At 71.1% G+C, this 24,619-nt stretch carries 21 protein-coding genes and 1 pseudogene; 11 read left to right on the forward strand and 11 right to left on the reverse strand.

Annotated features, from left to right (window positions below):
- The first annotated feature begins 5 nt into the window (after positions 1–5).
- From AC07C1_RS15775 to AC07C1_RS15785, 3 genes are read left to right on the forward strand one after another with little or no spacing between them, the layout of a single operon-like run.
- Positions 6–872: an LLM class F420-dependent oxidoreductase gene (locus AC07C1_RS15775; RefSeq protein ID WP_478939277.1), complete on the forward strand. Its 867-nt coding sequence runs from the start codon at positions 6–8 to the stop codon at positions 870–872.
- A 24-nt stretch (positions 873–896) separates the two neighbouring features.
- Positions 897–3,482, forward strand: a complete 2,586-nt coding sequence (locus AC07C1_RS15780; RefSeq protein WP_478939278.1) for a bifunctional FO biosynthesis protein CofGH — start codon at positions 897–899, stop codon at positions 3,480–3,482.
- Positions 3,483–3,541: 59 nt separating this feature from the next.
- Entirely contained in the window at positions 3,542–4,105 is a 564-nt protein-coding gene (locus AC07C1_RS15785; protein ID WP_478939280.1) for a hypothetical protein, read from the forward strand.
- On the opposite strand, the gene AC07C1_RS15790 is transcribed toward AC07C1_RS15785, so the two are convergent.
- Entirely contained in the window at positions 4,102–4,608 is a 507-nt protein-coding gene (locus AC07C1_RS15790; RefSeq protein ID WP_478939281.1) for a DUF2165 domain-containing protein, read from the reverse strand. The two genes, AC07C1_RS15785 and AC07C1_RS15790, sit on opposite strands and share 4 nt — an antisense overlap.
- Positions 4,609–4,695: 87 nt before the next feature.
- On the opposite strand from AC07C1_RS15790, the gene AC07C1_RS15795 reads away from it, so the two are divergent.
- Complete coding sequence (locus AC07C1_RS15795) at positions 4,696–7,752, forward strand: tetratricopeptide repeat protein (protein ID WP_478939283.1); 3,057 nt, start codon at positions 4,696–4,698, stop codon at positions 7,750–7,752.
- Here AC07C1_RS15795 and AC07C1_RS15800 read toward each other — a convergent pair.
- Together AC07C1_RS15800 and AC07C1_RS15805 are read right to left on the reverse strand one after the other, a co-directional pair.
- Complete coding sequence (locus AC07C1_RS15800; RefSeq protein WP_478939285.1) at positions 7,740–7,925, reverse strand: DUF397 domain-containing protein; 186 nt, start codon at positions 7,923–7,925, stop codon at positions 7,740–7,742. The two genes, AC07C1_RS15795 and AC07C1_RS15800, sit on opposite strands and share 13 nt — an antisense overlap.
- Positions 7,922–8,734, reverse strand: coding sequence for a helix-turn-helix domain-containing protein (locus AC07C1_RS15805; RefSeq protein ID WP_478939457.1), 813 nt, complete (start codon positions 8,732–8,734; stop codon positions 7,922–7,924). The genes AC07C1_RS15800 and AC07C1_RS15805 overlap by 4 nt, the downstream gene beginning before the upstream one ends.
- A gap of 113 nt (positions 8,735–8,847) precedes the next feature.
- Between AC07C1_RS15805 and AC07C1_RS15810 the strand changes: the two genes are divergently transcribed.
- Together AC07C1_RS15810 and AC07C1_RS15815 are read left to right on the forward strand one after the other, a co-directional pair.
- Positions 8,848–9,303, forward strand: coding sequence for an ATP-binding protein (locus tag AC07C1_RS15810; protein ID WP_478939286.1), 456 nt, complete (start codon positions 8,848–8,850; stop codon positions 9,301–9,303).
- Positions 9,263–9,370: pseudogene (locus AC07C1_RS15815) on the forward strand (helix-turn-helix domain-containing protein); the annotation flags it as partial. The gene AC07C1_RS15810 and the pseudogene AC07C1_RS15815, both read left to right, overlap by 41 nt.
- Positions 9,371–9,407: 37 nt before the next feature.
- Here the strand turns inward: AC07C1_RS15815 and AC07C1_RS15820 are convergent.
- Both AC07C1_RS15820 and AC07C1_RS15825 read right to left on the reverse strand, forming a co-directional pair.
- Positions 9,408–10,592 carry a flotillin family protein gene (locus AC07C1_RS15820; RefSeq protein ID WP_478939287.1) on the reverse strand — a complete coding sequence of 395 codons (1,185 nt, stop codon included), beginning with the start codon at positions 10,590–10,592 and terminating at the stop codon, positions 9,408–9,410.
- Between the two features lie 11 nt (positions 10,593–10,603).
- Positions 10,604–10,855, reverse strand: coding sequence for a hypothetical protein (locus AC07C1_RS15825; RefSeq protein ID WP_478939288.1), 252 nt, complete (start codon positions 10,853–10,855; stop codon positions 10,604–10,606).
- Positions 10,856–11,268: 413 nt separating this feature from the next.
- On the opposite strand from AC07C1_RS15825, the gene AC07C1_RS15830 reads away from it, so the two are divergent.
- Entirely contained in the window at positions 11,269–12,384 is a 1,116-nt protein-coding gene (locus tag AC07C1_RS15830; protein ID WP_478939290.1) for an ADP-ribosylglycohydrolase family protein, read from the forward strand.
- 47 nt (positions 12,385–12,431) lie between these two features.
- On the opposite strand, the gene AC07C1_RS15835 is transcribed toward AC07C1_RS15830, so the two are convergent.
- The 3 genes from AC07C1_RS15835 to AC07C1_RS15845 form a co-directional block, all read right to left on the reverse strand.
- Positions 12,432–13,022 carry a hypothetical protein gene (locus AC07C1_RS15835; protein WP_478939292.1) on the reverse strand — a complete coding sequence of 197 codons (591 nt, stop codon included), beginning with the start codon at positions 13,020–13,022 and terminating at the stop codon, positions 12,432–12,434.
- Positions 13,023–13,061: 39 nt separating this feature from the next.
- Positions 13,062–14,633, reverse strand: a complete 1,572-nt coding sequence (locus AC07C1_RS15840; protein WP_478939293.1) for a sodium:solute symporter family protein — start codon at positions 14,631–14,633, stop codon at positions 13,062–13,064.
- Positions 14,634–14,749: 116 nt separating this feature from the next.
- Positions 14,750–15,538 carry an SDR family oxidoreductase gene (locus AC07C1_RS15845; RefSeq protein ID WP_478939295.1) on the reverse strand — a complete coding sequence of 263 codons (789 nt, stop codon included), beginning with the start codon at positions 15,536–15,538 and terminating at the stop codon, positions 14,750–14,752.
- 79 nt (positions 15,539–15,617) lie between these two features.
- On the opposite strand from AC07C1_RS15845, the gene AC07C1_RS15850 reads away from it, so the two are divergent.
- Positions 15,618–16,466 carry a hypothetical protein gene (locus AC07C1_RS15850; RefSeq protein ID WP_478939296.1) on the forward strand — a complete coding sequence of 283 codons (849 nt, stop codon included), beginning with the start codon at positions 15,618–15,620 and terminating at the stop codon, positions 16,464–16,466.
- A gap of 12 nt (positions 16,467–16,478) precedes the next feature.
- On the opposite strand, the gene AC07C1_RS15855 is transcribed toward AC07C1_RS15850, so the two are convergent.
- Positions 16,479–18,410 (reverse strand): MFS transporter, encoded by a 1,932-nt coding sequence (locus tag AC07C1_RS15855; protein WP_478939298.1) that lies wholly within the window; start codon positions 18,408–18,410, stop codon positions 16,479–16,481.
- Positions 18,411–18,609: 199 nt separating this feature from the next.
- The gene (locus AC07C1_RS15860) at positions 18,610–21,063 is read right to left on the reverse strand and encodes a D-alanyl-D-alanine carboxypeptidase (protein WP_478939300.1); all 2,454 of its coding nucleotides are present in this window, start codon (positions 21,061–21,063) and stop codon (positions 18,610–18,612) included.
- Between the two features lie 181 nt (positions 21,064–21,244).
- Between AC07C1_RS15860 and AC07C1_RS15865 the strand changes: the two genes are divergently transcribed.
- The 3 genes from AC07C1_RS15865 to AC07C1_RS15875 all read left to right on the forward strand — a co-directional run bounded on the left by AC07C1_RS15865 (position 21,245) and on the right by AC07C1_RS15875 (position 23,574).
- Positions 21,245–22,000 (forward strand): GOLPH3/VPS74 family protein, encoded by a 756-nt coding sequence (locus tag AC07C1_RS15865; protein ID WP_478939302.1) that lies wholly within the window; start codon positions 21,245–21,247, stop codon positions 21,998–22,000.
- Between the two features lie 335 nt (positions 22,001–22,335).
- Positions 22,336–23,193, forward strand: a complete 858-nt coding sequence (locus AC07C1_RS15870; RefSeq protein WP_478939304.1) for a helix-turn-helix domain-containing protein — start codon at positions 22,336–22,338, stop codon at positions 23,191–23,193.
- A gap of 189 nt (positions 23,194–23,382) precedes the next feature.
- Positions 23,383–23,574: a DUF397 domain-containing protein gene (locus tag AC07C1_RS15875; RefSeq protein ID WP_478939306.1), complete on the forward strand. Its 192-nt coding sequence runs from the start codon at positions 23,383–23,385 to the stop codon at positions 23,572–23,574.
- A 132-nt stretch (positions 23,575–23,706) separates the two neighbouring features.
- Here AC07C1_RS15875 and AC07C1_RS15880 read toward each other — a convergent pair whose 3' ends face one another.
- Positions 23,707–24,555, reverse strand: a complete 849-nt coding sequence (locus tag AC07C1_RS15880; RefSeq protein WP_478939308.1) for a MerR family transcriptional regulator — start codon at positions 24,553–24,555, stop codon at positions 23,707–23,709.
- Between the last annotated feature and the right edge of the window lie 64 nt (positions 24,556–24,619).

The following is a 24,619-nucleotide window of genomic DNA, read 5'->3' on the forward strand; positions in this document are numbered from 1 at the left end:
GACCCATGCGCATCGCCGTCACGATCTTCCTCACCGACGAGACCATCACCCCCACCCGGCTCGCCCGTGAGCTGGAAGCGCGCCGCTTCGCCGGGCTGTACCTGCCCGAGCACACCCACACCCCCGTCGAGCGGACCACACCGTACCCGGCCGGCGGCGAACTGCCGCGCGAGTACGGCCGTACCCTCGACCCCTTCGTCGCGCTCGGCCAGGCGGCGGCCGTCACCGAGCGCCTCGGGCTCGGCACCGGCATCACCCTGGCGGCCCAGCACGACCCGATCGCCCTCGCCAAGCAGATCGCCACCCTCGACCACCTCTCCGGCGGGCGCTTCACCCTCGGCGTCGGCTTCGGCTGGAACGTGGAGGAGGCCGCCGACCACGGAGTGGAGTGGCGCACCCGGCGGGAGCTGGTCCGGGACCGGGTGCGTCTCATGCAGACGCTGTGGTCCGAGGAACCGGCCTCCTACAAAGGCGAGTTCGGGGGCGTACGGGCCAGCCTCGCGTACCCCAAGCCGGCGCGGAGGCCGCGCGGACCGGTCGTCGGCCCCCGCATCCTGGTCGGCGGGGCCGCCGGGCCCAGGCTGTTCGCGCACATCGCCGAGTACGCCGACGGCTGGCTGCCGATCGGCGGCCGGGGCCTCGCCGAGTCGCTCCCCGTGCTGCGCTCGGTGTGGGCGGACGCGGGCCGCGACCCCGCCGCCCTCCAGGTGGTCCCGTACGCGGTCCGGCCCACCCCGGGCAAGCTCGCCCACTACGCCGAGCTGGGCATCGAGGAGGTCGTGCTCCAGCTGCCGCCCGCGGGCGAGACGGAGGTGCTGCGGGCGCTCGACGGCTACGGGAGCTTCCCCCAGGCAGGGCGCCCCGGTCTGTGATCACCCCGAACGTATGCTCAAGGGATGACGACTTCCGCGACCCCCGGAATCGGACCGACCGACAACTCCATGCGGCGCGCCCTCAGACGCGCCCGGGACGGCGTCGCCCTCGACGTCGGTGAGGCGGCGGTGCTGCTCCAGGCCCGGGGTGAGGCCCTCACCGACCTCGCCGCGTCCGCCGCCCGGGTGCGGGACGCAGGCCTGGAGGCGGCGGGCCGGCGCGGCATCATCACCTACTCGAAGAGCGTCTTCGTCCCCCTCACCCGGCTGTGCCGGGACAAGTGCCACTACTGCACCTTCGTCACCGTCCCCGGCAAGCTGCGCCGGGCGGGCCACGGGATGTTCATGTCCCCCGACGAAGTGCTCGACATCGCCCGCAAGGGCGCCGCCCTCGGCTGCAAGGAAGCCCTGATCACCCTCGGGGACAAGCCCGAGGACCGCTGGCCCGAGGCGCGGGAGTGGCTCGACGCGCACGGCTACGACGACACCATCGCCTACGTCCGCGCCATCTCGATCCGCGTTCTGGAGGAGACGGGCCTGCTGCCCCACCTCAACCCGGGCGTACTGACCTGGACGGACTTCCAGCGTCTGAAGCCGGTCGCCCCCTCCATGGGCATGATGCTGGAGACGACCGCGACCCGGCTCTGGTCCGAGCCCGGCGGCCCGCACCACGGCTCCCCGGACAAGGAACCCGCCGTACGCCTTCGGGTGCTGGAGGACGCGGGCCGCTCCTCCGTCCCCTTCACCTCCGGCCTGCTGATCGGCATCGGTGAGACGTACGAGGAGCGCGCGGAGTCCCTCTTCGCGTTGCGGAAGGTGTCGCGGGCCTACCACGGCATCCAGGAACTGATCATCCAGAACTTCCGCGCCAAGCCGGACACGGCGATGCGCGGCATGCCGGACGCCGAACTGGACGACCTGGTCGCCACCGTGGCCGTGGCCCGGCACATCATGGGACCCGCGGCCTGCCTCCAGGCCCCGCCCAACCTGGTCGACAGCGAGTACGAGCGCCTGATCGGCGCCGGCATCGACGACTGGGGCGGGGTCTCCCCGCTCACCATCGACCACGTCAACCCCGAACGTCCCTGGCCGCAGATCGAGGAGCTGGCCGCGAAGTCGGCGGCGGCGGGCTTCGAGCTGCGCGAACGCCTCTGCGTGTACCCGGAGTTCGTCCGTCGCGGCGAGCCCTGGCTGGACCCGCGGCTGCGCCCGCACGTGAGCGCCCTGGCCGACCCGGAGACGGGGCTGGCCCGCCCCGAGGCGCTCCCGCGAGGCCTGCCGTGGCAGGAGCCGGAGGAGGCGTTCGTACCGGCCGGCCGCACGGACCTGCACCGCACGATCGACACCGAGGGCCGCAGCGCCGACCGGCGGGACGACTTCGACGAGGTGTACGGCGACTGGGAGGCCCTGCGCGAGGCGGCCGTTCCCGGCATGGCACCGGAGCGCATCGACACGGACGTACGGCAGGCCCTGCGCACCGCGGCCGACGACCCGACGAAGCTGTCGGACGCCGAGGCCCTGGCCCTCCTCCACGCCGACGGCCCGGCGCTGGACGCGCTGTGCGAGGTGGCCGACGACGTGCGCAGGACGGCGGCCGGCGAGGACGTCACCTACATCGTCACCCGCAACATCAACTTCACCAACGTCTGTTACACCGGCTGCCGCTTCTGCGCCTTCGCCCAGCGCCGCACGGACGCCGACGCCTACACGCTCTCCCTGGAGCAGGTGGCGGACCGCGCCCAGCAGGCCTGGGACGTGGGCGCGGTCGAGGTCTGCATGCAGGGCGGTATCCACCCCGACCTGCCGGGCACGGCGTACTTCGACATCGCGAAGGCGGTCAAGGAGCGCGTCCCCGGCATGCACGTCCACGCCTTCTCGCCGATGGAGGTGGTGAACGGCGCGACGAGGACGGGGCTGTCGATCCGGGAGTGGCTGACGGCGGCCAAGGAGGCGGGCCTGGACTCCATCCCCGGTACGGCGGCCGAGATCCTGGACGACGAGGTCCGCTGGGTGCTGACCAAGGGCAAGCTGCCCACGGCCACCTGGATCGAGGTGATCAGGACGGCCCACGAGCTGGGCATCCGCTCGTCCTCGACGATGATGTACGGCCACGTGGACCAGCCCCGCCACTGGCTCGGCCACCTGCGCACACTCGCCGGGATCCAGCGCGAGACGGGCGGCTTCACCGAGTTCGTGACGCTTCCGTTCATCCACACCAACGCGCCGGTGTACCTGGCGGGGATCGCACGTCCGGGCCCGACCGCGAGGGACAACCGCGCGGTCACCGCGATGGCGCGGCTCCTGCTGCACCCCTGGATCCCGAACATCCAGACAAGCTGGGTCAAACTGGGCGCGGAGGGGGCGGCGGAGATGCTCCGCTCCGGCGCGAACGACCTCGGCGGAACCCTCATGGAGGAGACGATCTCCCGCATGGCGGGCTCCTCCTACGGCTCGTACAAGTCGATCCGCGACCTGGTCGCGGTGGCCGAGGCGGCCGGCCGCCCGGCGAGGCCGCGCACCACGCTCTACGGCGAGGTGCCGGAGGAACGGCAGCGGGCGGCGGAGGCCTCCGACGGCCACCTGCCGGATCTGCTCCCCGTCCTGGACTGAGTACGATGATCCGACCCCCCGATCCGGACGGGGCCCCGTAGCGGAGGAGATGCGTACCCGTGGCTGCCCGACTGCCCTCGTGGGCCTGGGTCACCGGTCTGACGGCGGGAGCGACCGCGGCCGTGATCGCCCTCGCCATCCAGGCCGACCACGGGCCGCAACCCGCGGCCGCGACCGGCAAGCCCAGCGCCTCGGCGTCGGCGGGCGCCCACGCCTCCGCGACACCGAGGACGCCGGCGGCGCCCGCCGTCCCGGACGAGTCCGGGACGGGCCGCCGGATCGTCTACTCGCTCGGCCGGAAACGGGTGTGGATGGTCGACGCGACCGGCAGGGCGACCCGCACGTTCACGGTGTGGCCGGGCACGGTGAGCCCGCAGCCGGGCCGCTACTCGGTCACCCTGCGCACCCAGTCCCTCAAGGGCTCGGACGGCGTCGAGATCGAGCACATCATGTACTTCACCAAGGCGCAGGGCGTGAACATAGCCTTCTCCAACGCCCTCGACGGCGCCTCGCCGCCGCCCGCGAACGGCAAGAAGCTGGGCGGCATCCGCCTCCACAAGGAGGACGGAGCCGCACTGTGGTCCTTCGGCGACCAGGGCACCAAGGTGGCGGTGGTCGACTAGGCGTCGCGCCGTCCGCCGTCCGGCAGCTGGTTGACGACCAACGCGACCCCGCTGAGCAGGAACACGCGGGTGGCGGCGTCCAGCCCGTTCCAGGTCTTCGACTGCCACATGGAGAACCACTCACCGCCGATCGCGATGAACCCGGCGCCGAAGAGCAGCAACAGCATCAGCAGCCCGTAGGTGGAGACGCGCCGGGCGAGGTCGTGATCGCGCCGCGCCCAGAGCCAGGTGCCCCAGATGAGCACGAGTGCCGCCACCGTCTCCCAGACGATGATCAGGATGTAGGCGGTGTCCTGCAGGCCGGTGCTCGTGACGGCCCGCCACATCAGGTCGTCGTCCTTGAACGTCGTGTCCATCGCCAGTACGTGCCGTACGAACTGCTGGTTCGTCCCGAAGTCGGTGATGTTCCCGAGGGCGACCAGGGCGATGTACAGGGCGAGTATCCCGGTGAGCACACCGGCGGCAAGTCTGAGGCCGGTGTGGCGGGTGGGGGTGGTGGTCATGGCTGGATTCTCCCCCGTCGGGAGCCGACTCCTCACGTGGCCATTGCGCCAGAATGAAGAGGCGGGCATGGGGGGAAGGACGGACGAATGGCGCAGGCACGACCGTCGATGCAGGAACTGATCGGACGGCGCCGACGGGCGGGATTCGTCGGCCGCGGTGGCGAACGGGCCGCGTTCCGGGCGAACTTGGACCTTCCCCCCGAGGACGAACGCCACCGGTTCCTCTTCCACGTCCACGGCAACGCGGGTGTCGGAAAAACGTTCCTGATCAAGGAGTTGGAACAGATCGCCCGCGAGCGCGGGGCGCTGACGGCGTACGTCGACGAGAGCGTGGGGAGCGTGCCCGAGGCGATGGCGGCACTCGGTCACCAACTCGCCCAGCAGGGGCACCGTCTGAAGAAACTGGAGGAGGCGCTCGCCGCCCACCGGGAGCGGCGGCACGAGGCCGAGGCCGAGGTGGCGGCCCTCGAGCCGGCGCCGGAGGGCCCGTCCCCCCTGACGACGACGGCGGTACGGCTGGGCATGGCGGGCGTGGGCGCACTGGTCCCCGGCGCCGGCGCCTTCGTGGGAGCGGTGGACGCCGGCCAACTGGCGCAGGGCGCGGCCCGTTTGAAAGCGCGCCTCAGCGCCCGCTTCCGCGACCAGGAGGACGTGCAACTGGTGCTGTCCCCCGAGCGGGTGCTGACTCCCAAGCTGCTCGACGAGTTGTCCGCGGTCACCTCCTCGGTCCCCTGGCTGGTCCTGCTGTTCGACACGTACGAGCGCACCGGCCCCCTGCTCGACGGCTGGCTGCACGAGCTGATGACCACCGACCGCTACGGCGCCCTGCCCGCCAACGTCATCGTCGTCACCGCCGGCCAGCGCCCCTTCGACACCGCCCGCTGGGGCGGCTTCGCGGACTTCATGACCGACCTGCCGCTCGGCCCGTTCACGGAGGCGGAGGCGCGGGGACTGCTGGCGGACCGGGGCGTGGTGGCGGAGCCGGTGGTGGAGGAGGTGCTCCGCCTCACCGGCGGCCTGCCCGTCCTCGTCTCCACCCTCGCCGAGGGCCGCCCGGCCGACCCGGACGACGTGGGCGACCCGAGCGCCACGGCGGTGGAACGGTTCCTGAGGTGGGAGCCGGATCCGGTACGGCGCTCGGTCGCCCTGGCCTGCGCGCTGCCCCGCCGACTGGACGCCGACGTGTTCCGGGCGGTGGTGGACTGCACGGAGGAGGAGGCCGACCCCCTGTACGACTGGCTGCGGGGGATGCCGTTCGTCGGCGAGCGGGGCGACCGGGTCCAGTACCACGATGTCGTACGGGCGCCGATGCTGCGGTTGCAGCGCGGGCGCTCACCTCGGGGGTGGGCGGAACGGCACGGGCGGCTGGCGGAGACGTTCGAACGGTGGCGGGAGGAGCGGGGGGCGGGGCTGAACGACCCCTGGACCGACGAGAGATGGCGGGAACTACGGCTGGCGGAGGCGTATCACCGGCTGTGCGCGGGGGAGAAGGCCGCGCTGCCGGCGGTGCTCGGCGGCCTGGTACGGGCCTGCCAGCATGGTGTCGAGGAGGCTCGCCGTTGGGCCGAGATGCTGGTGCAGGCAGGAGCGGACACCCGGACCGAGGCGGTGTCCCGCTGGGGCGAGGACCTGCTGCACGCGTTTCAGGCCTCGACCGCCGCGGACGCCTTGGCCCTGCTGATCGACCGAGCGCAGCTGGACAGGACGTCCCGGGCCGTCGCTCACGTAGTGCGGGGCAACATCTTCCGGGCGCGTGACGAGTACGAGCGTGCGGTGACCGAGTACGACCGGGCCGTTTCCCTCGACCCCGAGTCGGCCCGCGCCTACGTCAGCCGTTCCGCGACCCGTGTCCTGCTCCAGGACTTCGCAGGGGCGATCGAGGATCTGGACCACGCGCTCGCCCGAGACCCCGACAACGCCGCGAACCTGACGTTCCGTGGCGAGTACCACCGCAGGGTCGGGCACTACGACGCCGCCCTGCGGGATCTGGACCGGGCGATCGAACTCGACCCGACGATCCCCGGTGCCTGGGCCTCGCGGGGGGCCACGCACCAGGCACTGGCTCGGTACGACCTCGCGCTGGCGGACGTGAACCAGGCACTGGAGATCGACCCGGACTTCGTCTGGGGCCTGGTCCGCCGGGCCCGCCTGATGCGGTCCCGGGGCGACCGCGAGCACCAACTCGCCGACCTGGACCGCGCGGTGGCGCTGGACCCGGAGGCACCCTGGGTGCTGTGCGAGCGAGGCGACGCGCTCAGCGCCGTGGGCCGCGAGGAGGAAGCCCTGGCCGACTACCGCAAGGCCATCGACCTCGACCCGGACCACCCCTCCGTCTACGCCAGCCGGGGCGCCCTGCACTGCAAACACGGCCGTGACGAGGAGGCACTGGCCGACCTCGACCACGCACTGAGCCTGGCGCCGGACTACGCCTGGGCCTTGGTGCACCGCTCCCACGCCCACCGCCGCCGGTGCGCCTATGACAGAGCGCTCGCCGACGTCTACCGCGCGGTGGAGCTGGACCCCGAGGGCCCCTGGGCACTGGGGCACAAGATCTGCACGGACATCGCGGTCGGCCGGTTGGACCAGGCCCGCGCGGACCTGGAGCGATTCGTCTCGCTGGGGGGAGATCCCTGCTGGGCCCATCAGACGTCGGCCACCGTGCACCTGCTGAGCGGCCGGCTCGGGGAGGCACTCGCCGCGGCGGACACCCCGGCGACCCGATGCGCCGTGCACCTGCGCATGCGGAACTGGTCCCGGGCAAGGCAGGCCGCCGAGCAGTGGGGGGCGAGCGACGAGTACTTCGGACTGCTGCACCTGGCCGTGGCGGTCAGCGGCGCAGAGGGCATGGCAGTCGCCCACTCGCTGTGGACGCGGCTGGCCCGCTCGGTCCGGCACCCCGACGCCCCCCTGGGGCGGCGGGAGAGATGGATCATCGAGGCCACGACCAGCGCGGCCGTCCAGGACTGGCCGCGCCTGGACTCAACGCTCCTCCTCGGCCCCGCCGAGTACGACGGCCTGGTCACCCTGGCCGACTGCCTCGCCGTCCTCCTGCGCAGCCCCGGCATGGACCGGGCCAGACTCGCGCCTCGCCTGGCCAGAGCGGTCGAGGCACGGGACGGGATGCGGGCGCGTTATGCGGACTGAGCGGCGAAGCCCAGGAACTCGGTCCAGGCGGCGCCGGTGACGGCGAGTTGTGCGCGCTCCTTGTCCTTGGAGTCGCGGATGTGGACGGTGGCGGGGGTTATGGCTACTTCGACGCATTCGGGGCCGTCGTTGCTGCTGTAGCTGCTCTTGACCCAAGTCAGCGGGGGGTTCATCTCTGTTCTCCCAGCACTTTCACGATGAAGGCCTGCGACTCCCGAGGGGAGAGAGCCTGCGCACGGATCATTCCATAGCGCATCTCCAGGACCTGGACGTCCTTGGGGTCGCTGAACAGCCGGCTGTACAGCTGCCCCTCCGAGTGCCCGAGCGTCTTGCCGTTCCGCAGCTTCGCCAGCCAGAAGGGACCGCCCATACCGGCATGGTCCTCCCGGTCCACGGGCATCACCTGAATCTCGACGTGCCGCAAAGCGCTTACCTCCAAGAGGTGTTCGAGCTGCTCTCGCAACACCACTTTGCCTCCGATGGGCCGTCGGAGCGTCACCTCTTCCAGGACGAAAGTGAGCAGCGGCGCCGGCACGCGTTCGAAGACCCGCTGACGCGCGATGCGTCCGGCGACGTGGCGATCCAGTTCCTCCTCCGTGAAGGCGGGCCGCCGCATCTCGTACAGCGCCCGTGCGTACGCAGGGGTCTGCAGTAGGCCATGCATGTTGTGGTTGGCGTACGTGCCCAGCTCTACCGCCTCGTCCTCCAGCTTCTTCAGGTCTCGCACGTTCTTCGGGTACCGCGACTTCTCCACGTCCTCCTTCATCACGGCCAACTTCCCGCCCGCGCCGAGCACTTCATCGGCCTTGTCCAGAAAATCCGGCTTGGGGATCCGGCGCCCCCGCTCCACCGAGGACACCATCTCGGCGCCGTACCCGATGGCCGCCCCGAGTTCCCCCTGCTTCAGGCCCGCGGACTCTCGCCACAACTTGATCTGCCGCCCGACCGTCCTGAGTACGGCCTCGGCCTCCTCGTCCTCCACCTTCATCCCTCCCGCCGTACGAGCCGTACGACCCCGCGATCCGCTCGTACAGTCACGCTCCGTACCGTGGTCGTCGCTGTTCAGAGTAGGGACGGATGGCCACGCTGGGTGACATGAATCAGAAATCCCGCCTCAGGATCCAGCTGTCGGCCACCCGCAGGGGTGCCCGGCTCGCCCGCCTCCTCACCGAGCGTCAACTGGACGAGTGGGGCGTGCCGTTCGAGGAGGCGGCGCAGGTGGTGGCGGAGCTGGCGTCCAACGCCGTACTGCACGGGCGCGTGCGAGGGAGGGACTTCCGGCTGGCGCTCGCGCTGCATGACGACGGCACCCTCCGTATCGAGGTGACCGACGCCCGGGGCGACCGGGTCCCGGGTCTCCCGGATCCGGTGGCCGAGGACGCGGAGGCGGGGCGGGGTCTGCGGATCGTGTCGGCGTACGCGGACCGCTGGGGCGTGGCGGAGGCGGCGGCCGGGTCCAAGATCGTCTGGGCGGAACTCGTACCGGGTCGCGCCGCCCGCGAGCGTCACGCCGTCGCGCCCGGACCCGCTCCAGACCTGCGACGGCTGTGACCGCGCCTTCCGGGCACCGCGGCCCGGCCGGTGCCGCGACTGCCGTGTGGCCTCGGTGGCGGCATGAGGCCGTACGGTCGTCGGTGTGCGCCGGCCGGCGTCCGCTAGTCGACGTCCACCGGACCGTTGTCCGACTTCTTGTCCTTGCCCGGGTGCAGCTGGAGCAGGCCGCTGCCCTTGGGCTCCGCGGGGCGGTGCCCGTCGGAGTCCTGGCCGTTCAGGTTCTGCCGGACCGAGTCCAGGATCGTCAGGCCCTGGGAGACCAGTCCGGCGGCGATCTCACCGAGGCCGTCCGCGCCGTTCAGGACATTGACGTTGGCGCCGGCCAGGCCTCCGGCGGCCTCCTTCACGATCTGCGGGAGCTGGTCGATCAGCATCCGGTCGAGCGCGACCCGGTCGTACGAGGCCGCCGCCTCCGCCTGGATCTTCATCCGCTGCGCCTCGGCGGCGGCGAGGATCCTGATCCGCTCGGCCTCGGCCTCGGCGGGCTTCACGATCTCGGCCACCAGCTGCTGCTGGCGCAACTTGGCCTGGCGCTGGGCCAGTTCCGTCTGGGCGGCGAGCACCTCCTGCTGGGCGTGGGCCTGCGCCAGCGGTCCGGCCTGTGCGGCCTCGGCCTGGGCGCGGTCCACCTCGGCCGAGTACTCGGCCCTGACGACGGCGGTCTGCCGGGCGTACTCGGCCTGCTTGCGGGCCGCCGCCTGCTCCGCCTCGGCCGAGGCCTGGGTGGCCTGCGCCTGGGCGATCTGGGCCTGCCGCTGGATGGCCGCCTTGTGCGGCGCGGACATCGCGTCTATGTAGCCGGTGGCACCGTCGTCGATCGACTGGATCTGCAGTGAGTCCACGATCAGGCCGATCTTGGCCATCTCCGTCTTGGAGGTGTCCAGAACCTCCGCGGCGAGCTTCTGGCGCTCGGTGACGATCTCCTCGACCGTCATCGAGCCGATGATCGCACGCAGGTGTCCGGCGAAGATCCGGCCGGTGAGCACCGACATCTGCTCCTGGTCGGAGAGGAACCGCTGGCCCGCGTTGATGATGCTCTCGTGGTCGTTGCCGACCTTGAAGGCGATGACCGCGCGGACGTGCAGTGAGATGCCCTGACGGGTCACACAGGTCTCGGTGACCTCCGCCTCGCACATCGACAGCGTGAGGAACCGGACCTTGCGGAAGACCGGCAGCACGAACTTTCCGTGGCCCGTCACCACCCGGAACGGCGCGCCCCCCAGTCCCCGCCGGCCCCCCGAGATCAACATCGCCTCGTCGGGAGCGGGAACGCGGTATCCGAACATGCTTGTACTCCTCAGCCGGCGTCGACGGGGTCGCCGCCGAGCGCGTCCAATGGATCCACCCACTCGATGACGCCGACCTCGCGGCATCCCCGTGATTCGATCACGAGCACCGTCGCGCCCGCGGGCAGGGGTTCCTCCGACCAGGCGAGGAAGGTCTCGGAACCGCCCCTGACCCGCACCAGGACCTCACCGGGGCCCGCGGATCCGCGCGTTCCGATGAGTACCTTCCCCGTGCGGCCGATCACGGCCTCGTCCTGCGGCATCACCGGCCGTCCTCCTCGTCCTGACCTCAGAATTCAGACGATAGACCTAGTCCGGCCCGAGGCCCAACGGGCAGGACTCAGCGCCCCGACGACTGCTCCGTCACCACCGGCCGCACCTTCGTCAGCATCAGCTCCAGGAACCGCTCCGGGCACCGGAACGACGCGATCCGGCACACCGACCGCTAACCCGCCCTCGCCAAGGCGGTCGCCGAGTGCCTTCGAGCCGGACGGCACCGAGCCGCTCGAGTTCGGGCTCGACCGCATCCTGGACGGAGTCGAGGCGCTCGTCACCGCTCACGGAAGCGCTGGGCGGGAATGACCCGTCGGAGCTGGTTTGCCCCACTGAACGGACCGTTCCCTGTCGATTACAGTGCCTAGCGTCGTACGGACGGTCGGTGCCGTAGGGAGGTCTGGTGGGTGCGACATCCGGCGCCGTCTGGGGCCGTGCCGAACAGCAGGACTACCGCAGCCGGGTGCGCGGCACCCTGCTCGGGACCGCGGTGGGCGATGCGCTGGGCGGCCCGGCGGACGCGCTGTCGCTGGAGGAGATCCGGGCGGCCTACGGCCCCGAGGGGCTGCTCGACCTCGCCTTCGGGCACGGGCGGCGGGGCACGGTCACCCACCACACCCAGCTCACCCTGTTCACCATGGACGGGCTGATACGCGCCCAGGTGCGCCGCGACACCGGCGCCTGGCATCCGCCCACCGATCTGCACCGGGCGTATCTGCGCTGGGCGGCCACCCAGCGGGACTGGGGACCGGACGAGCGCCGCAAGGACGACGGCTGGCTGGCCCGCGAGGAGTGGCTGTACGCCCGCCGCGAGCCGACCCGCCCGCTGCTCATCGGCCTCGGCGACGAGACCATGGGCACGCCGGAGACCCCCAAGAACCCCGGCGAGCTGGGCCCGGAGGCCGTGGCCCGCTCCGCTCCCTTCGGTCTGCTGGTCGGCTGGGAGCCGCAGCTCGTCGTCCAGCTGGCCGTGGAGTGCGCGGCCCAGACCCACGGGCACCCCATCGCCTACCTGTCGGCGGGCGCGTACGCCCTGATCGTGCACGCGCTGGCCCGGGGCGAGAGCCTGGACGGCGCCGTGCAGCGGGCCCTCGCCCTGCTCGCCGCCCGCCCCGGCCACCAGCCCGTCTCCGACGCCCTCCAGCACGCCCTGGGCGCGGTACGGCAGGGGATGCCCGGCCCGGCGCGGGTGGAGGAGCTGGCCGGGGACGGTACGGCGGACGGTCTGCTGGCGGCGGCCGTGTACTGCGCGCTGGTGGGGGAGGACGTACGGCACGGCCTGTGCCTGGCCGTGAACCAGAGCGGTCCCTCGGCCGCGGCGGGCGCCCTCACCGGCGGCCTCCTCGGAGCCCTGCACGGCGAGACGGCCCTCCCGCCGGCCTGGCTGGCCGAGCTGGAGGGCCGCCCGACGATCCTGGAACTGGCCGACGACTTCGCGATGGAGATGACCCAGGGCCCCGCGTTGCATGGGCCGGCGGGCTCGTCCCCGGGGTGGCTGGCCCGCTACCCGCGGGCCTGACGCGACCGGGGGGGCGGGACGCGGCTCGGCGGCGCCCCGCCCGGCTCTCAGGCCCGCACGCAGTGGTGGACGGTCATGCTGCCACTGGGCTCCGTGTGGCGGATGCGCATGCCGGCCTTCTTGTTGTACTCCACCTCGAGCCGCTCGCCGGAACCGGTGCCCGACTCGCCGGGCGGCTGCCAGGGCAGGCCGAGCGACACGGAGTCACCGACGGACGCCGGGACGTTCTCGGCGGCGGCGTCGCTCAGTTCGGAGTCGGCGTCGCCCAGCCGCTCCGGCACCCGCAGTGCCAGCCGGCCGTTCTGGAGCGACCAGGTGCCCTTCGTCGACTTGCCGCCGCCCGCGTCCATGGTCCAGACGCCGTCGTCCACGGTCATGGTGTACGTGAAGGTGTCGCCACCCGGCATCTCCGACGTGACCTTCCATGAACCGCGTACGAAAGCCGCGAACGCCTTGCCGGTCACGCCGGGTGTCACCGACGTGCCGCCGGAGCCGCCCTTGCCCTCGCCGTCCCCCTTGCCCTCGTCGTTCCCCTTGCACGCGGCGAGCAGGGACGCTCCGACACCGACGGCGAGGTAACGCAGAGTGGTACGGCGGCCCACCACCCGGGAGGCCGCCCGAACTGAGTCCAGACCCATGATTCCCCGTTCATGCCAGGTTGTTGATCAACTGGCAGGTTACAGAGCCTGGTTGGGCGTCCCCACGATATTGTCGCCCGCCGCGGCCGGTACCGGGACGGCCGCCGCTCCCTCCCCGTCCGTGTTGACGCGTTCGATGACGGCCAGGCGTTCCGGGGTGTCCTCCGGCTTGAGGTAGCCGATGAGGATGTACAGGACCAGGGAGACCGCGAGCGGCACCGAGACCTGGTACTGGAGCGGGACGCCGCCGTCGACGTTCCAGTTGATGGGGTAGTTGACCAGCCAGAAGGCCAGCAGGCCCGCCGCCCAACTGGTGAGGGCCGCCGTCGGGCCGGAGCGGCGGAACGGGCGGAGCAGACCCAGCATCATCGGGATCGCGATCGGGCCCATCAGACCGGCCACCCACTTGATGACGACCGTGATGATGTCCTTGAAGGCGGGGGAGTTGACCTGGGTCGCCACCGCCATGGACAGACCGAGGAAGACGACCGTGGTCACCCGGGCCGCGATCAGACCCGAGCGCTCGCCCCACCCCCGGGCCCTGGCCGACAGCACCGGCGCCACGTCACGGGTGAAGACGGCCGCGATCGCGTTGGCGTCGGAGGAGCACATGGCCATCGTGTGCGAGAAGAAGCCGACGACGACCAGGCCCAGCAGACCGTGCGGAAGCAGCTGTTCGGTCATCAGCCCGTAGGAGTCCGAGCCGTCCGGCTTCTGCGCGTGGACCAGGAGCGGGGACATCCACATGGGGAAGAAGAGGACCACCGGCCAGACCAGCCACAGGATCGCCGACAGCCGGGCCGAGCGCTCGGCCTCGTGCGCGCTGCGCGTCGCCATGTAGCGCTGGGCCTGGTTGAGCATGCCGCCGTTGTACTCGAAGAGCTTGATGAAGAGGAACGCCAGCAGGAACACCGTGCTGTAGGGGCCGACCAGCGGCTTGCCGTGGCCGTGCAGCACGGGCTCGTCCCAGGCGCCGAGGAAGCCGATGCCCTTGTCGTTCAGCTTCAGTACGACCGCGACGAACATCGAGACGCCGGCCAGCAACTGGATGACGAACTGGCCGAGTTCGGTCAGCGCGTCCGCCCACAGCCCGCCGATCGTGCAGTAGACGGCGGTGATCGCACCGGTGATGAGGATGCCCTGGTTCAGGGACACCCCCGTGAACACGGACAACAGGGTGGCGATCGCGGCCCACTTGGCGCCCACGTCCACGATCTTCAGCAGCATGCCGGACCAGGCGAGCGCCTGCTGCGTGGGGAGGTTGTAGCGGTTCTTCAGGTACTCCAGCGGGGAGGCCACATGGAGCCGGGAGCGCAGCCGGTTGATGCGCGGCGCGAACAGCTTCGAGCCGATGGCGATGCCGAGTGCGATGGGGAAGGACCAGGTGATGAAGGAGGTGACACCGTAGGTGTAGGCGATCCCCGCGTACCCGGTGAACATCACCGCGCTGTAGCCCGACATGTGGTGCGAGATGCCGGACAGCCACCAGGGCATCTTGCCGCCGGCCGTGAAGAAGTCGGAGACGTTGTCCACGCGCTTGTGCGACCAGACGCCGATCGCGACCATCACACCGAAGTAGCCGATCAGCACGGCCCAGTCGAGACTGTTCATGTGCCCGATCGTGGGTGCGGCTACATGAACGCGACAAGCGACCGTAAGGTCAAGTCACGGCAAAATTGTTCGTTGCGTTGACCTCTGTTCACCTATATGAACGGCTGAAGTTCGAATCAACGCATCAGCTCACCCGCGTTGACCAGCAACGACTGCCCGGTGACGGCCCGCGCCCGGTCCGACGCGAGAAACACCGCCGCGTCCGCCACGTCCGCGTCCGTCGCCAGGTCGGGAAGCGCCATCCGCTCCGAGAGCCGGTTCAGCACCTCCGCCTCCGGCACCCCCTCGCTCTTGGCCGTGAACCGCACGTACGCCCGCACCGGCGGCCCCCACATCCAGCCCGGCAGCACGGTGTTGACCCGGATCCGGTACTGTCCCAGCTCGCGGGCCAGCGAGTACATCGCGCTGGTCAGGGCCCCCTTCGAGGCGGCGTACGCGGCCTGCCGCACCTGCGAGGGCGCGGCGAGCGCCGACTGCGTCCCGATGAAGACCACCGAGCCGCCGCCGGCCGCCCTCAGCGCCGGCAGGCAGGCCCGCGTCATCCGCAGCGTCCCCAGCAGATTCACCTCGATGACCGACTGCCAGGTCGCGAAGTCCGCGTCCTCGATACCGCCGAAGTGGGAGTCCCGGGCCGCCACGTGCACCACCGCGTCGATCGAGCCGAACCGCTCCCGCGCCAGCGCGGCCAGCGCCTCGCACTGCCCCTCGTCGGTGATGTCGGTCGCCCGGTACGCCGTGTGCGTGCCGTCCGGGTCGATGCCGGCCGCGCTCCTGGCGAGGTTCGCCCCGGTGCGCGCCCCGAGCACCGCGTACCCGCCGTCCCGTACGACGGCCGCGGCGACCTGGTGGCCGAGTCCGGCCCCCACGCCCGAGACGACGACGGTCTTGCCGGTGAGCAGGGACATCGGCGCCTCCCGGGTATGGCGTTCGATCTGACGGAGCGTCAGAGTATGGGCGACCGCGGGAGGACGGAAGGGGAACCGCATGAGCGAGGACACCCGCAGTGGGCTGTACGCCGAGCTGGCCGCCGTGGGCCCGTACGGTGTGCGCCCCGGCCACGCCCTGATCACCATGGTCGAACCGCATCCCGGCCACGAGTACGCCTACAACCGCTGGTACGAGGACGACCACTACTACGCCGGCGCGATGGCCATGCCGTGGATGTACGCCGGCCGCCGCTGGGTCGCGACCCGGGACCTGCAACTCCTGCGCTACCCGGAGGAGTCGGCGGTCGCCCGGCCGGTCACCACCGGCTGCTACCTGTCCACCTACTGGATCACCGCCGGCCGCTACGCCGACCACATGAAGTGGACGGTCGCCATCAACAAGCGCCTCAACCGCGACGCCCGCGTCCACCACGACCGCACCCACGTCTTCACGGCCTTCCAGGACCACGAGACGACGGTCTACCGGGACGGGGCGGCGGGCCCGAGGGACCAGCACGCCCTGGACCATCCCTATGCGGGGCTGGTGCTGGAGGTGATCGACGCCGAATCGCCGCGGCGGCGGGCCCGGCTGCTGGACTGGCTGGACTCCCGGCATCTGCCGCACCGCCTCGCGGGCTCCCCGTCCGCCATGGTCACGGTGTTCCGGCCGACACCGCTGCCGGGCGACCGCATGACCTACGTCAAGCAGGTGGAGGGCGTGGGCACCCGGCTGACGCTGTTGTGGTTCCTGGAGACCGACCCGCGGGAGTGCTGGCAGGACCACTTCCTGGGCCTGGACACCGACCTCTCGGACTCGGGACTGGGGCGGGTGGAACTGGTGGCCCCGTTCATCCCGACGATTCCCGGCACGGATACCTACGTCACCGAACTACGCGCCCCGGACTAGCGGGGGCGAAGCTCATTTCAGCTCGTCGGGGCACGGCGTACCGCGAGGCAGCTGGTACGGCGCGGCCAACCGGTACGTACCGGCCTTCGGCGCGAGCAGCACCGTCCACTTGTCGCCGTTCGTGTCCTCCGGCGTCTCCATCAGACAACCGTTGACGTTGTCGTACGACTTCCGCATCCCCGGAGCCCGGTGCTTCGACGCCTCGGTCTCCTGCGGAGCCTTCAGGCTCTTGCCGTGCTCGTCGACGACGCTCAGCCACGGCGAGTACGGGATCCGGACCAGGATCCGCCCGGCCTGGCTCACCCGGAGGGTCATCTCGACCTGGTCGGCGCGGTCCACCACCGCGTTGGGCTCGGCGAGCGGCGCCGGATCGGTCACCTGGAACAGCTGCCAGTTGGCGTCGCCCCAGATCTGCTTCAGATACGGCATCCCGCGCTGGAGCAGCTGCCGCTCGCGCTGGCCGCCGTCCCCGTCGAGGTTGTCCTTGGGCAGCACCACGAAGTGCACGGCCCAGCGCTGGAGCCACTCGTGGTAGTTCGCCGAGTTGAGCGTGTCGTCGTAGAAGAGCGGGTTGCGCTCCATGTCGGCCTGCCGGTTCCAGCCGCGCGCCAGGTTGACGTACGGCGCGAGCGCGGAGGCCTCGCGGTGCGAGCGCGCCGGGACCACCTCGACGCGGCCCTTCTCGGCTCCGTCCTCCTGCAGCTCGTTGACCAGCGGGGCGAGTTCCCGCGCCCAGGACGCGGCCGGGGTGGTGTGCATGATGTCGTCCACCGACTTGAAGCCGATCCAGCCCACGAAGCCGAGGAACGCCAGCACGGTCAGATACCACTTGCGTGACTTCGGCACCGTGTACGGCAGCGCGGCGATCAGCGTCGCACCCGCGAACAGCATCGGCAGCCGCGAGATGTTCGACCCGATCTGGGAACTGATCAGCCACACCAGGACGACCCCGACGCTGTAGACGGCGGCCGTCAGCCGGACGGTCAGCCACTCCTTCGGCACCAGGAACAGGCACAGCAGGCCGTACAGCAGGGGAAGTATCACCGAGCCGATCGTCATCGGCTGGGTGCCGGAGAAGGGGAACAGCCAGGCGGACACGGCGACCACGGCCGTCGGCGCGAGGCCCAGCGCCCACGCGCCCGGCCGCCGCTTCTGCAGGAACAGCGCGGCCGCGACCAGACCCACGAACAGCCCGGCGACCGGCGAGCCCATCGTGGCCAGCGCGGCCAGCGGGGCGGCGACCAGGGCCTTCGCCCAGCGTTTGTACCGCCACCGGTAGGGCCAGCAGAAGACGGCCGCGACGGCACCGAGCGCGAACATCGTGCCGAGTCCGAAGGTCACCCGTCCGGACACCGCGTTGCACACGAACGCGAAGACACCGGCGAACGAGGCCCACAGCGGGTTCTTCACCGCCCGGCTGCGGATCAGGACCAGCGTCAGCAGGCCCGCCGACACCGTACCGGCGATCATCATCGTCGTACGGACGCCGAGGACCGACATCAGATACGGCGACACCACGCTGTACGACACCGGGTGCATGCCCCCGTACCAGGCGAGGTTGTACGCCGAGTCGGGGTGCCGGCCGACGAACTCCGCCCAGGCGTCCTGCGCCGCGAGATCGCCGCCGCTGTTCGCGAACGTGAAGAACCAGATGATGTGGAGCACACCCGCGAGGGCTGTGACGGACAGCACCGGGTGCAGCAGGAGCCGCTGCCGGAGAGGCTCGACGGAGGCGAGGAGACGTGCGAGTCCGCCGGTCCGGTGTCTTTCCGCACGGTCGTCGTGATGACCGCGCGTACCGCCCGTGCCGGCTGAGCTGTCCGTGCCGGCCGTACCGTCCTTGCCGTCCTTGCCGTCCGTGTCAGTCGTGGACAGGCGTATTCGCGGGCCCGATCCCGGGCCCGGATCGGCGTCGTCGGCGCGTGTCGGCTCCGCTGTGGCCACCTGAAGGCACTCCCCGTGTCCCGTCTTCTGTTCTCGGCCGTGTCCCTCGATGTTCCCGGCCGCTTCCCGTCCAGTTTCGCGGCCGTGTTCCGTGACCGGCGACCTGCCCCGATTCGTGACGCTAGCACGCACCCCGCCGAGGGGCCCCCGGGTGGGGCTCCGTCGACGGGGTGGGCGGGCGGGGCGGGGGGCGGCGCGGTCAGCCCAGACGGGTCAGCTTGGCGCCGAAACCGGGCTCGGCCAGATCCTTCTCCAGGGCCACCGGAACCTTCACCGCGCCGGCCGAACCGTCACCCACGGTGAGCGTGCCGACCTTGGTGCCGGCCTTCGCGGTGTGCGGCACCGGGTCGGAGGCGAAGGACAGCTTCACCTTCAGCCCGGACCAGCCGGCCGCCGTCACGTCCTTCGTCGCCACGACCGGGGTACGACCGCCGAGGCCGTCGTCCACGTACCCGACGACATCACCCTTCTTCAGGATCGTCGCCGGCTTCAGCGCGCCCTGCGCGGCCCGGATCAGCTGGTCGCCGCCGTACAGGGCGGCGCTGAGGATGGTGTTCTCCGGGCCGCCCGCCGGCTGGCGCAGCACCGCGCCGACGATGGTGCGGGTCTCGCCGCCGACCTTCTTCTTCGCCGCGAAGACCAGGTTGCCGAGGGCGGAGGTGGTGGTGCCGGTCTTGATGCCGACGACGTCGTTGTGGCCGACCAGCTGGTTCCAGTTGGAGTGGTTGTCGCCCTTGTAGTCGTCGTACGACATCATCGCCGCGACCTCGCGGAAGGCGGGCTTGGTCATCGCGGCCTTGGCGAGCTTCACCTGGTCCACGGCCGTGCTGACGGTGGAGTCGGTCAGACCCGAGGGGTCGGTGTACGTGGTGTTCGTCATGCCGAGGCTCTTGGCGGTGGCGTTCATCTTCGCCACGAACGCCTTCTCCGAGCCGGCGTCCCAGCGGGCGAGCAGGCGGGCCACGTTGTTCGCGGAGGCGATCAGGATGCTCTCCAGCGCCTCTCGCTGCGAGATCGAGTCACCGGCGGAGACGTCGACCGTGGACTCCTGGCCCGCCTTCGACTGCTGTTCCGCCGCCTTGTCGATCTTGATCTTGGGTCCGTCGGCGCCACTCTTCAGCGGATGGTCGCGCAGGATGAGGTACGCGGTCATGACCTTCGCGACGCTCGCGATCGGTACGGGCTTCTGCGTGCCGGAGGAGCCGAAGGTGCCGATGCCCTGGACGTCCAGGGCGGCCTGGCCCTGGGACGGCCACGGGATGTCCGTCTTCGCGCCGGCGAAGGAGTAGCTGTCCTTCGCGGTGAGGTCGAGGGTGGGCCGGGGGAGCGGGCGAAGCGTCTGTACGACCCCGAGGACGATCACCAGGAGCAGGACCAGGGGGGTCCAGATCTTGACCCGGCGCATGAGGGTGCGGACCGGGGTCTCCGGGGGCGGGGGCGTGTTCGTCAGCTCCGCCAGCAGGTCCAGCGGCGGCTTGGGCGGGAGCGGCTGCTGGGTGGTGCGCTCGGGGCCGACCTGGGGGACGGGGGTGGTGGCGTCGGGCCTCGCGTCCGGCTTCGCGTCCGGCTTGGCGGCGGGCTGTGGCTTCGTGGCCGGCCGCATGTCGTTCTTCAGCGCGACGAACTTGCTGGTGCGTTCGCTGTCGGACTCGGGGGCCTTCGGGGCGCCGCCGAGCTTGAGCATGGTCGTCGGCTGGTCGACCTCGGGCTTCTTCGGGCGTACGGCCTTGAAGACGGCGGTGGGCTGGTCGACGCCTGTCGCCTGCGGCGCTTCGGGGTCCTTGTCCGCCGTTGGCTGCGGTGCCTCGGTGTCCGTGTCGGTCTTCGCCTGCGGCGCCTCGTCGTCGGCTTCGCCCTCGGCGTCCGTGTCCGTCTTCGCCTGCGGCGCTTCGGGGTCCTTGTCCGCCGTTGGCTGCGGTGCCTCGGTGTCCTTGTCGGTCTTCGCCTGCGGCGCCTCGTCGTCCTTGTCCGCCTCGGCTTCGCCCTCGGCGTCCGTGTTCCCACCCGCACCACCCGTGCGGGTCTCGTCGTCGGCCGCGGGTGGCTCCTGTGGGGTGTCCCCGCCGTCGGCGGCCTCCGGCCCGTCACCGGCTTCCTCGGCCTTCGCGTCGGGGTCGGCGTCGGCGTCGGCATCCGGCTCCGCGTCCGGCGTGTTCGCGGTCGCGTCGGCTTCCCGTTCCGCGTCCGGCGTGTTCGCGGTCGCGTCGGCGTCGGCATCCGGCTCCGCGTCCGGCGTGTTCGCGGTCGCGTCGGCTTCCCGTTCCGGCTTCTTCGTGTCCGCGCCCGAACCGCGCACCCATGCCGAGACCGCCTCCCGGAGAGCGGCGTCCTCCTTGGGGGTGTCCTGGGGTTCGGCGTCGGTCGCCTCACCGGAGTCGGTCGCCTCACCGGAGTCGGCCGGCTCCTCCGTGGCCGCCGGCTCCTTCGGGTCCGTCGGCTCGGTGGTGGACGTCGGCCGTTTCCCGTCCGGTACCGACAGGACCTTCGTCGCGGTGTCCGTGCCGCCGCCCGAGGAATCCTTTTCGCGGGCGACCGCGAGACGCGGATCGCGCGCCTCGGGAACCGAACCCGCGCTCCCCGACGTCCGTTCCGCCGACGACTCGCGCTGCTTCGACCTGTCGGGGGACTCGCCCGCCACAGATGCCTCCTCCATGCGCCGCACGCTTGCACGCGCGCCCTGTCCGAACCATGTACCAGTGTCCTGTGTGAGGACTTGGCCCCTGCGGTAGACGAGAACGACATACCTGCCGGTTCCCTCACGAACCGGTCACGCACCCTCGACAGACCAATGTGAGAGGGGTCACCCTGTCATTCATCCACGCGGGGAGGCATGGATGGGCAGGAGCCGCAGAACAATTCCGGAGGAGCTTCTGCTGCTGGCACTGGACCCGGCCACGGGTACCACTGCACAGCCGCAGTCGCTCGACCTCGGTCTGGCCGGAGCACAGCTAGTGGAGCTGGCGCTGGCCGGACGGATAGCCCCAGACGGGGATCGTATCGCCGTGGTGGTACCACGGCCGACAGGAGATCCGACGCTGGACTGCGCGTTGGAGTTGCTGCGAAGGCGTGGCGCTCCCGTGCGGGCAGTGCACTGGATCGGCGGACCCCGGCTGGGGCTTCGCCAGATCTACCTCTCGCATCTGGAGAGGTGCGGCATGGTGCATGCCGTGGCCGGCCAGATGTGCGGGGTGTTGCCGACGACTCGCTATCAGGCGACGGACAACGAGATCAGCCGGGAGATCCGAGCCCGGCTGGATTCCGCGATCCGCACCGGTGTACCACCGGACCCGCGGACCGCGGCGCTCGCCGCCCTGGCGCACGCCGTCGGACTGGGCAAGCATCTCTACCCCGGTAACGAGGGGCGTTCGTCCAGGTCCCGGTTGCGGGATCTGATCCGGCACGACCCGATGGGCGGGCTCGTCGCGCACGCCGTGATGGACGTGCAGAACGGTGCGGTCGCACAGCCGCGCCGTGGCCCGGCCCCGGCCGGCCGGCAGGCCGCGCCCGGAGTCAGGCCCGCGACGGAACCCGCACGCGGGGTTCCGATGCAGCCGCACCACGGGTCCATGGCACGCGCCGTGGCCCACTGAGCCGTAACCCCGGTCCCCACCGACCCGGTTCACAAGCCGCTGGTTCGAGCGGGGGGGGGGGGGGCCGGGGGGGGCCCCCCCCCCCCCCCCCGCGGGCCCCCCCCCCCCCCCCCCCCCCCGGGGGGGGGGGGGGGCCCCCCCCCCCCCGGCCCCCCCCCCCCCCCCGCTCGACTGCGTCCCGGCAGCCACCGCTGTTCGGGCCCGTGCCCGAACTGACGCGTACGCGCCGCATATCCACGGTTTGCCAGCGGTAGAAAGCACCTTGGTGGCAGTCTGCTGAACAGCAGATACGGAAAGTGTTGAGTAACAGGCAGTCAGCCGGAGGTGCACGTCCCGTGGCGTCCAATGTCAATCCCACCGTCAGGCGGCGCCGGCTGGGCCAGGAGCTGCGCAGGCTCCGAGAGCTCAAGGGCATGACGGCCGAAGAAGTGGCGGAGCGGCTGCTCGTGTCGCAGTCGAAGATCAGCCGGCTGGAGAACGGCCGCAGGAGCATCAGCCAGCGCGATGTACGTGATCTGTGCGGGGTGTACGAGGTCGAGGACCAGCGGATCGTCGACTCGCTGATGGAGATGGCCCGGGACTCGCGGCAGCAGGGCTGGTGGCACACGTTCGGGGACATCCCCTACAGCGTGTACATCGGCCTGGAGACCGACGCGGAGTCGCTGCGGGTGTACGAACCCCAGCTGGTGACCGGCCTGTTGCAGACCCGCGCCTACGCCGAGGCCCTGGTGCAGGGGGCGTTGCCGGAGACGTCGACGGCCGAGATCGAGAAGCGTGTGCAGGTGCGCATGCGCCGACAGGAACGTATCACCGCGGACACCAACCCGCTCCGGCTCTGGGTGGTGCTGGACGAGGCGGCGCTGCGCCGGGTCGTGGGCAGCAAGCTGGTGATGCGGGAACAGCTGGAGCACCTGATCGAGATGTCCCAGCTGCCGCACGTCACCGTGCAGGTGCTGCCCTTCGAGGTGGGCGCGCACCCGGGCCTCAACGGCCAGTACGCGATCCTGGAGTTCACCGACGCGGCCGACTCCAGTGTGGTGTACCTGGAGGGCGTCACCAGCGACCTGTACCTGGAGAAGGCGCAGGACGTGCAGAAGTACGCCGTGATGTACGAGCATCTCCGGGCACAGTCCCTCAATGTGGAGCAATCCCGGCAGTTCATTGCGCAACGTGCCAAAGGCTACGCCGAATGAGCTGTTGTCACAGAGGGTGCCGGATGGTACACCATTGGTCCACTCCAGTGGAAGTCGCACCTGGAATATGCCATCCGGTCGAGTGAACGACTCCTCCGGCGGGCCCGGTTGCCCGGTAGCGTCGATCACGCCAATCAAACGACCAGGTTGGCGTGAACCGCACCACCGCAACTCGTAACAGGAGTGGACATGGCACTGATTCAGGGCGCTTCGGAGACGTGGATGAAGTCCTCCTATTCCGCCGGCAATGGCGCCTGCGTCGAGGTCAAGTCGCCCACCGCCGTCGAACTCGCCGTCCGCGACTCCAAGGTCCTCGAGGGTCCGGTCCTGGCCTTCCCCGCCGACGCGTGGAACGCCTTCGTCGCCTCGGTGAAGGCGTAAGGGGCGTTCCCTGACCCTCGTTCGTAGACACGTCGGCCGACGCAGTCCGGCCACGACAACTGCACAAGCACCACCAGGAGAGCCCTCTCGACCAGTCGCCGTCCTTGCCGAGAGGGCCCCTCTTTCCCGGCGTCACCTCACCGGGAACGCCACGTCGCACACCGGATCCGCGGCTCCCGCCGCGTCCCAGTCCGCGAAGTAGATCTCCCGGCAGGGCCCCGCCATCCGCAGCCCCTCCCCGGCCATCCACTGCTCCACCGCCTCGAAGGCGGCCAGGATCTGTGGGTGTGCCACCTGCGCCTTGGTGATGCGGGTGTAGGCCAGCCGCGCGGCCGGCTCCACCCGCACCCTGGTCTCCCAGGGCCGCCCCTTCCGCTCGGCCCAGTCCCGGGCCGCCGCCTCGTCGGCCACCGGCACACAGGACTCGGCCGGTCCGTCGCTCTCCATCGACACCTCGGCGTGGTAGACGACGAACGGCGCACCCGTGACGCCCCCGCACTCCCGGGCGGCCGCCTCCAGCCGCCCCAGGGACCCGCCGATCCAGGTCGGCAGCTCGTCCGCCAGCGTGTGCCGCGACTCGGTGATCACCACCTGCGCCGGTACGTCCACGGTCTCGACCACGAACTTCTCGTACATCTCGGAGTTCCTCCCCGACAGTCGTCCACGGAGGTACTCGGCGAGGGTCCGCTGCCCGGCCACCCGGGTCTCCACGTCCGCCCAGTAGGCGGCGAGCCGGTCGGCGGCCTCGGGACCCTCGGCCCCGACCACCTCGGCGATCCGGGCGAGCGGCATGTCCAGCTGCCGCAGCATCGCCACCAGACGGGCCTGCTCCACCTGGCCCGCGCGGTAGTAGCGGTAACCGCTGGTCACGTCGACATGCGCAGGCGCCAGCAGACCGAGCCGGTCGTACAGCCGCAGCGCCTTGGCCGACAGCCGGGCCCGCGCGGCGAACGCGCCGATGGTGAGCAGCTCCTCGTCCACGAGGCGGCCCCTCCCTCCTCCGTCACCGGGCGGTTCCTCTCCGCCCGGTGAGAAGGACGGTCGT

Source organism: Streptomyces sp. NPDC045022, assembly GCF_056432605.1.

Coding starts and splice junctions, on each gene's coding strand:
- AC07C1_RS15810 (WP_478939286.1), top strand. CDS start 8,848: ATGAATCAGAAATCCCGCCTCAGGATCCAGCTGTCGGCCACCCGCAGG.
- AC07C1_RS15800 (WP_478939285.1), bottom strand. CDS start 7,925: ATGAACCCCCCGCTGACTTGGGTCAAGAGCAGCTACAGCAGCAACGAC.
- AC07C1_RS15860 (WP_478939300.1), bottom strand. CDS start 21,063: ATGGAGGAGGCATCTGTGGCGGGCGAGTCCCCCGACAGGTCGAAGCAG.
- AC07C1_RS15775 (WP_478939277.1), top strand. CDS start 6: ATGCGCATCGCCGTCACGATCTTCCTCACCGACGAGACCATCACCCCC.
- AC07C1_RS15820 (WP_478939287.1), bottom strand. CDS start 10,592: ATGTTCGGATACCGCGTTCCCGCTCCCGACGAGGCGATGTTGATCTCG.
- AC07C1_RS15865 (WP_478939302.1), top strand. CDS start 21,245: ATGGGCAGGAGCCGCAGAACAATTCCGGAGGAGCTTCTGCTGCTGGCA.
- AC07C1_RS15850 (WP_478939296.1), top strand. CDS start 15,618: ATGAGCGAGGACACCCGCAGTGGGCTGTACGCCGAGCTGGCCGCCGTG.
- AC07C1_RS15845 (WP_478939295.1), bottom strand. CDS start 15,538: ATGTCCCTGCTCACCGGCAAGACCGTCGTCGTCTCGGGCGTGGGGGCC.
- AC07C1_RS15835 (WP_478939292.1), bottom strand. CDS start 13,022: ATGGGTCTGGACTCAGTTCGGGCGGCCTCCCGGGTGGTGGGCCGCCGT.
- AC07C1_RS15790 (WP_478939281.1), bottom strand. CDS start 4,608: ATGACCACCACCCCCACCCGCCACACCGGCCTCAGACTTGCCGCCGGT.
- AC07C1_RS15795 (WP_478939283.1), top strand. CDS start 4,696: ATGGCGCAGGCACGACCGTCGATGCAGGAACTGATCGGACGGCGCCGA.
- AC07C1_RS15875 (WP_478939306.1), top strand. CDS start 23,383: ATGGCACTGATTCAGGGCGCTTCGGAGACGTGGATGAAGTCCTCCTAT.
- AC07C1_RS15840 (WP_478939293.1), bottom strand. CDS start 14,633: ATGAACAGTCTCGACTGGGCCGTGCTGATCGGCTACTTCGGTGTGATG.
- AC07C1_RS15780 (WP_478939278.1), top strand. CDS start 897: ATGACGACTTCCGCGACCCCCGGAATCGGACCGACCGACAACTCCATG.
- AC07C1_RS15825 (WP_478939288.1), bottom strand. CDS start 10,855: ATGCCGCAGGACGAGGCCGTGATCGGCCGCACGGGGAAGGTACTCATC.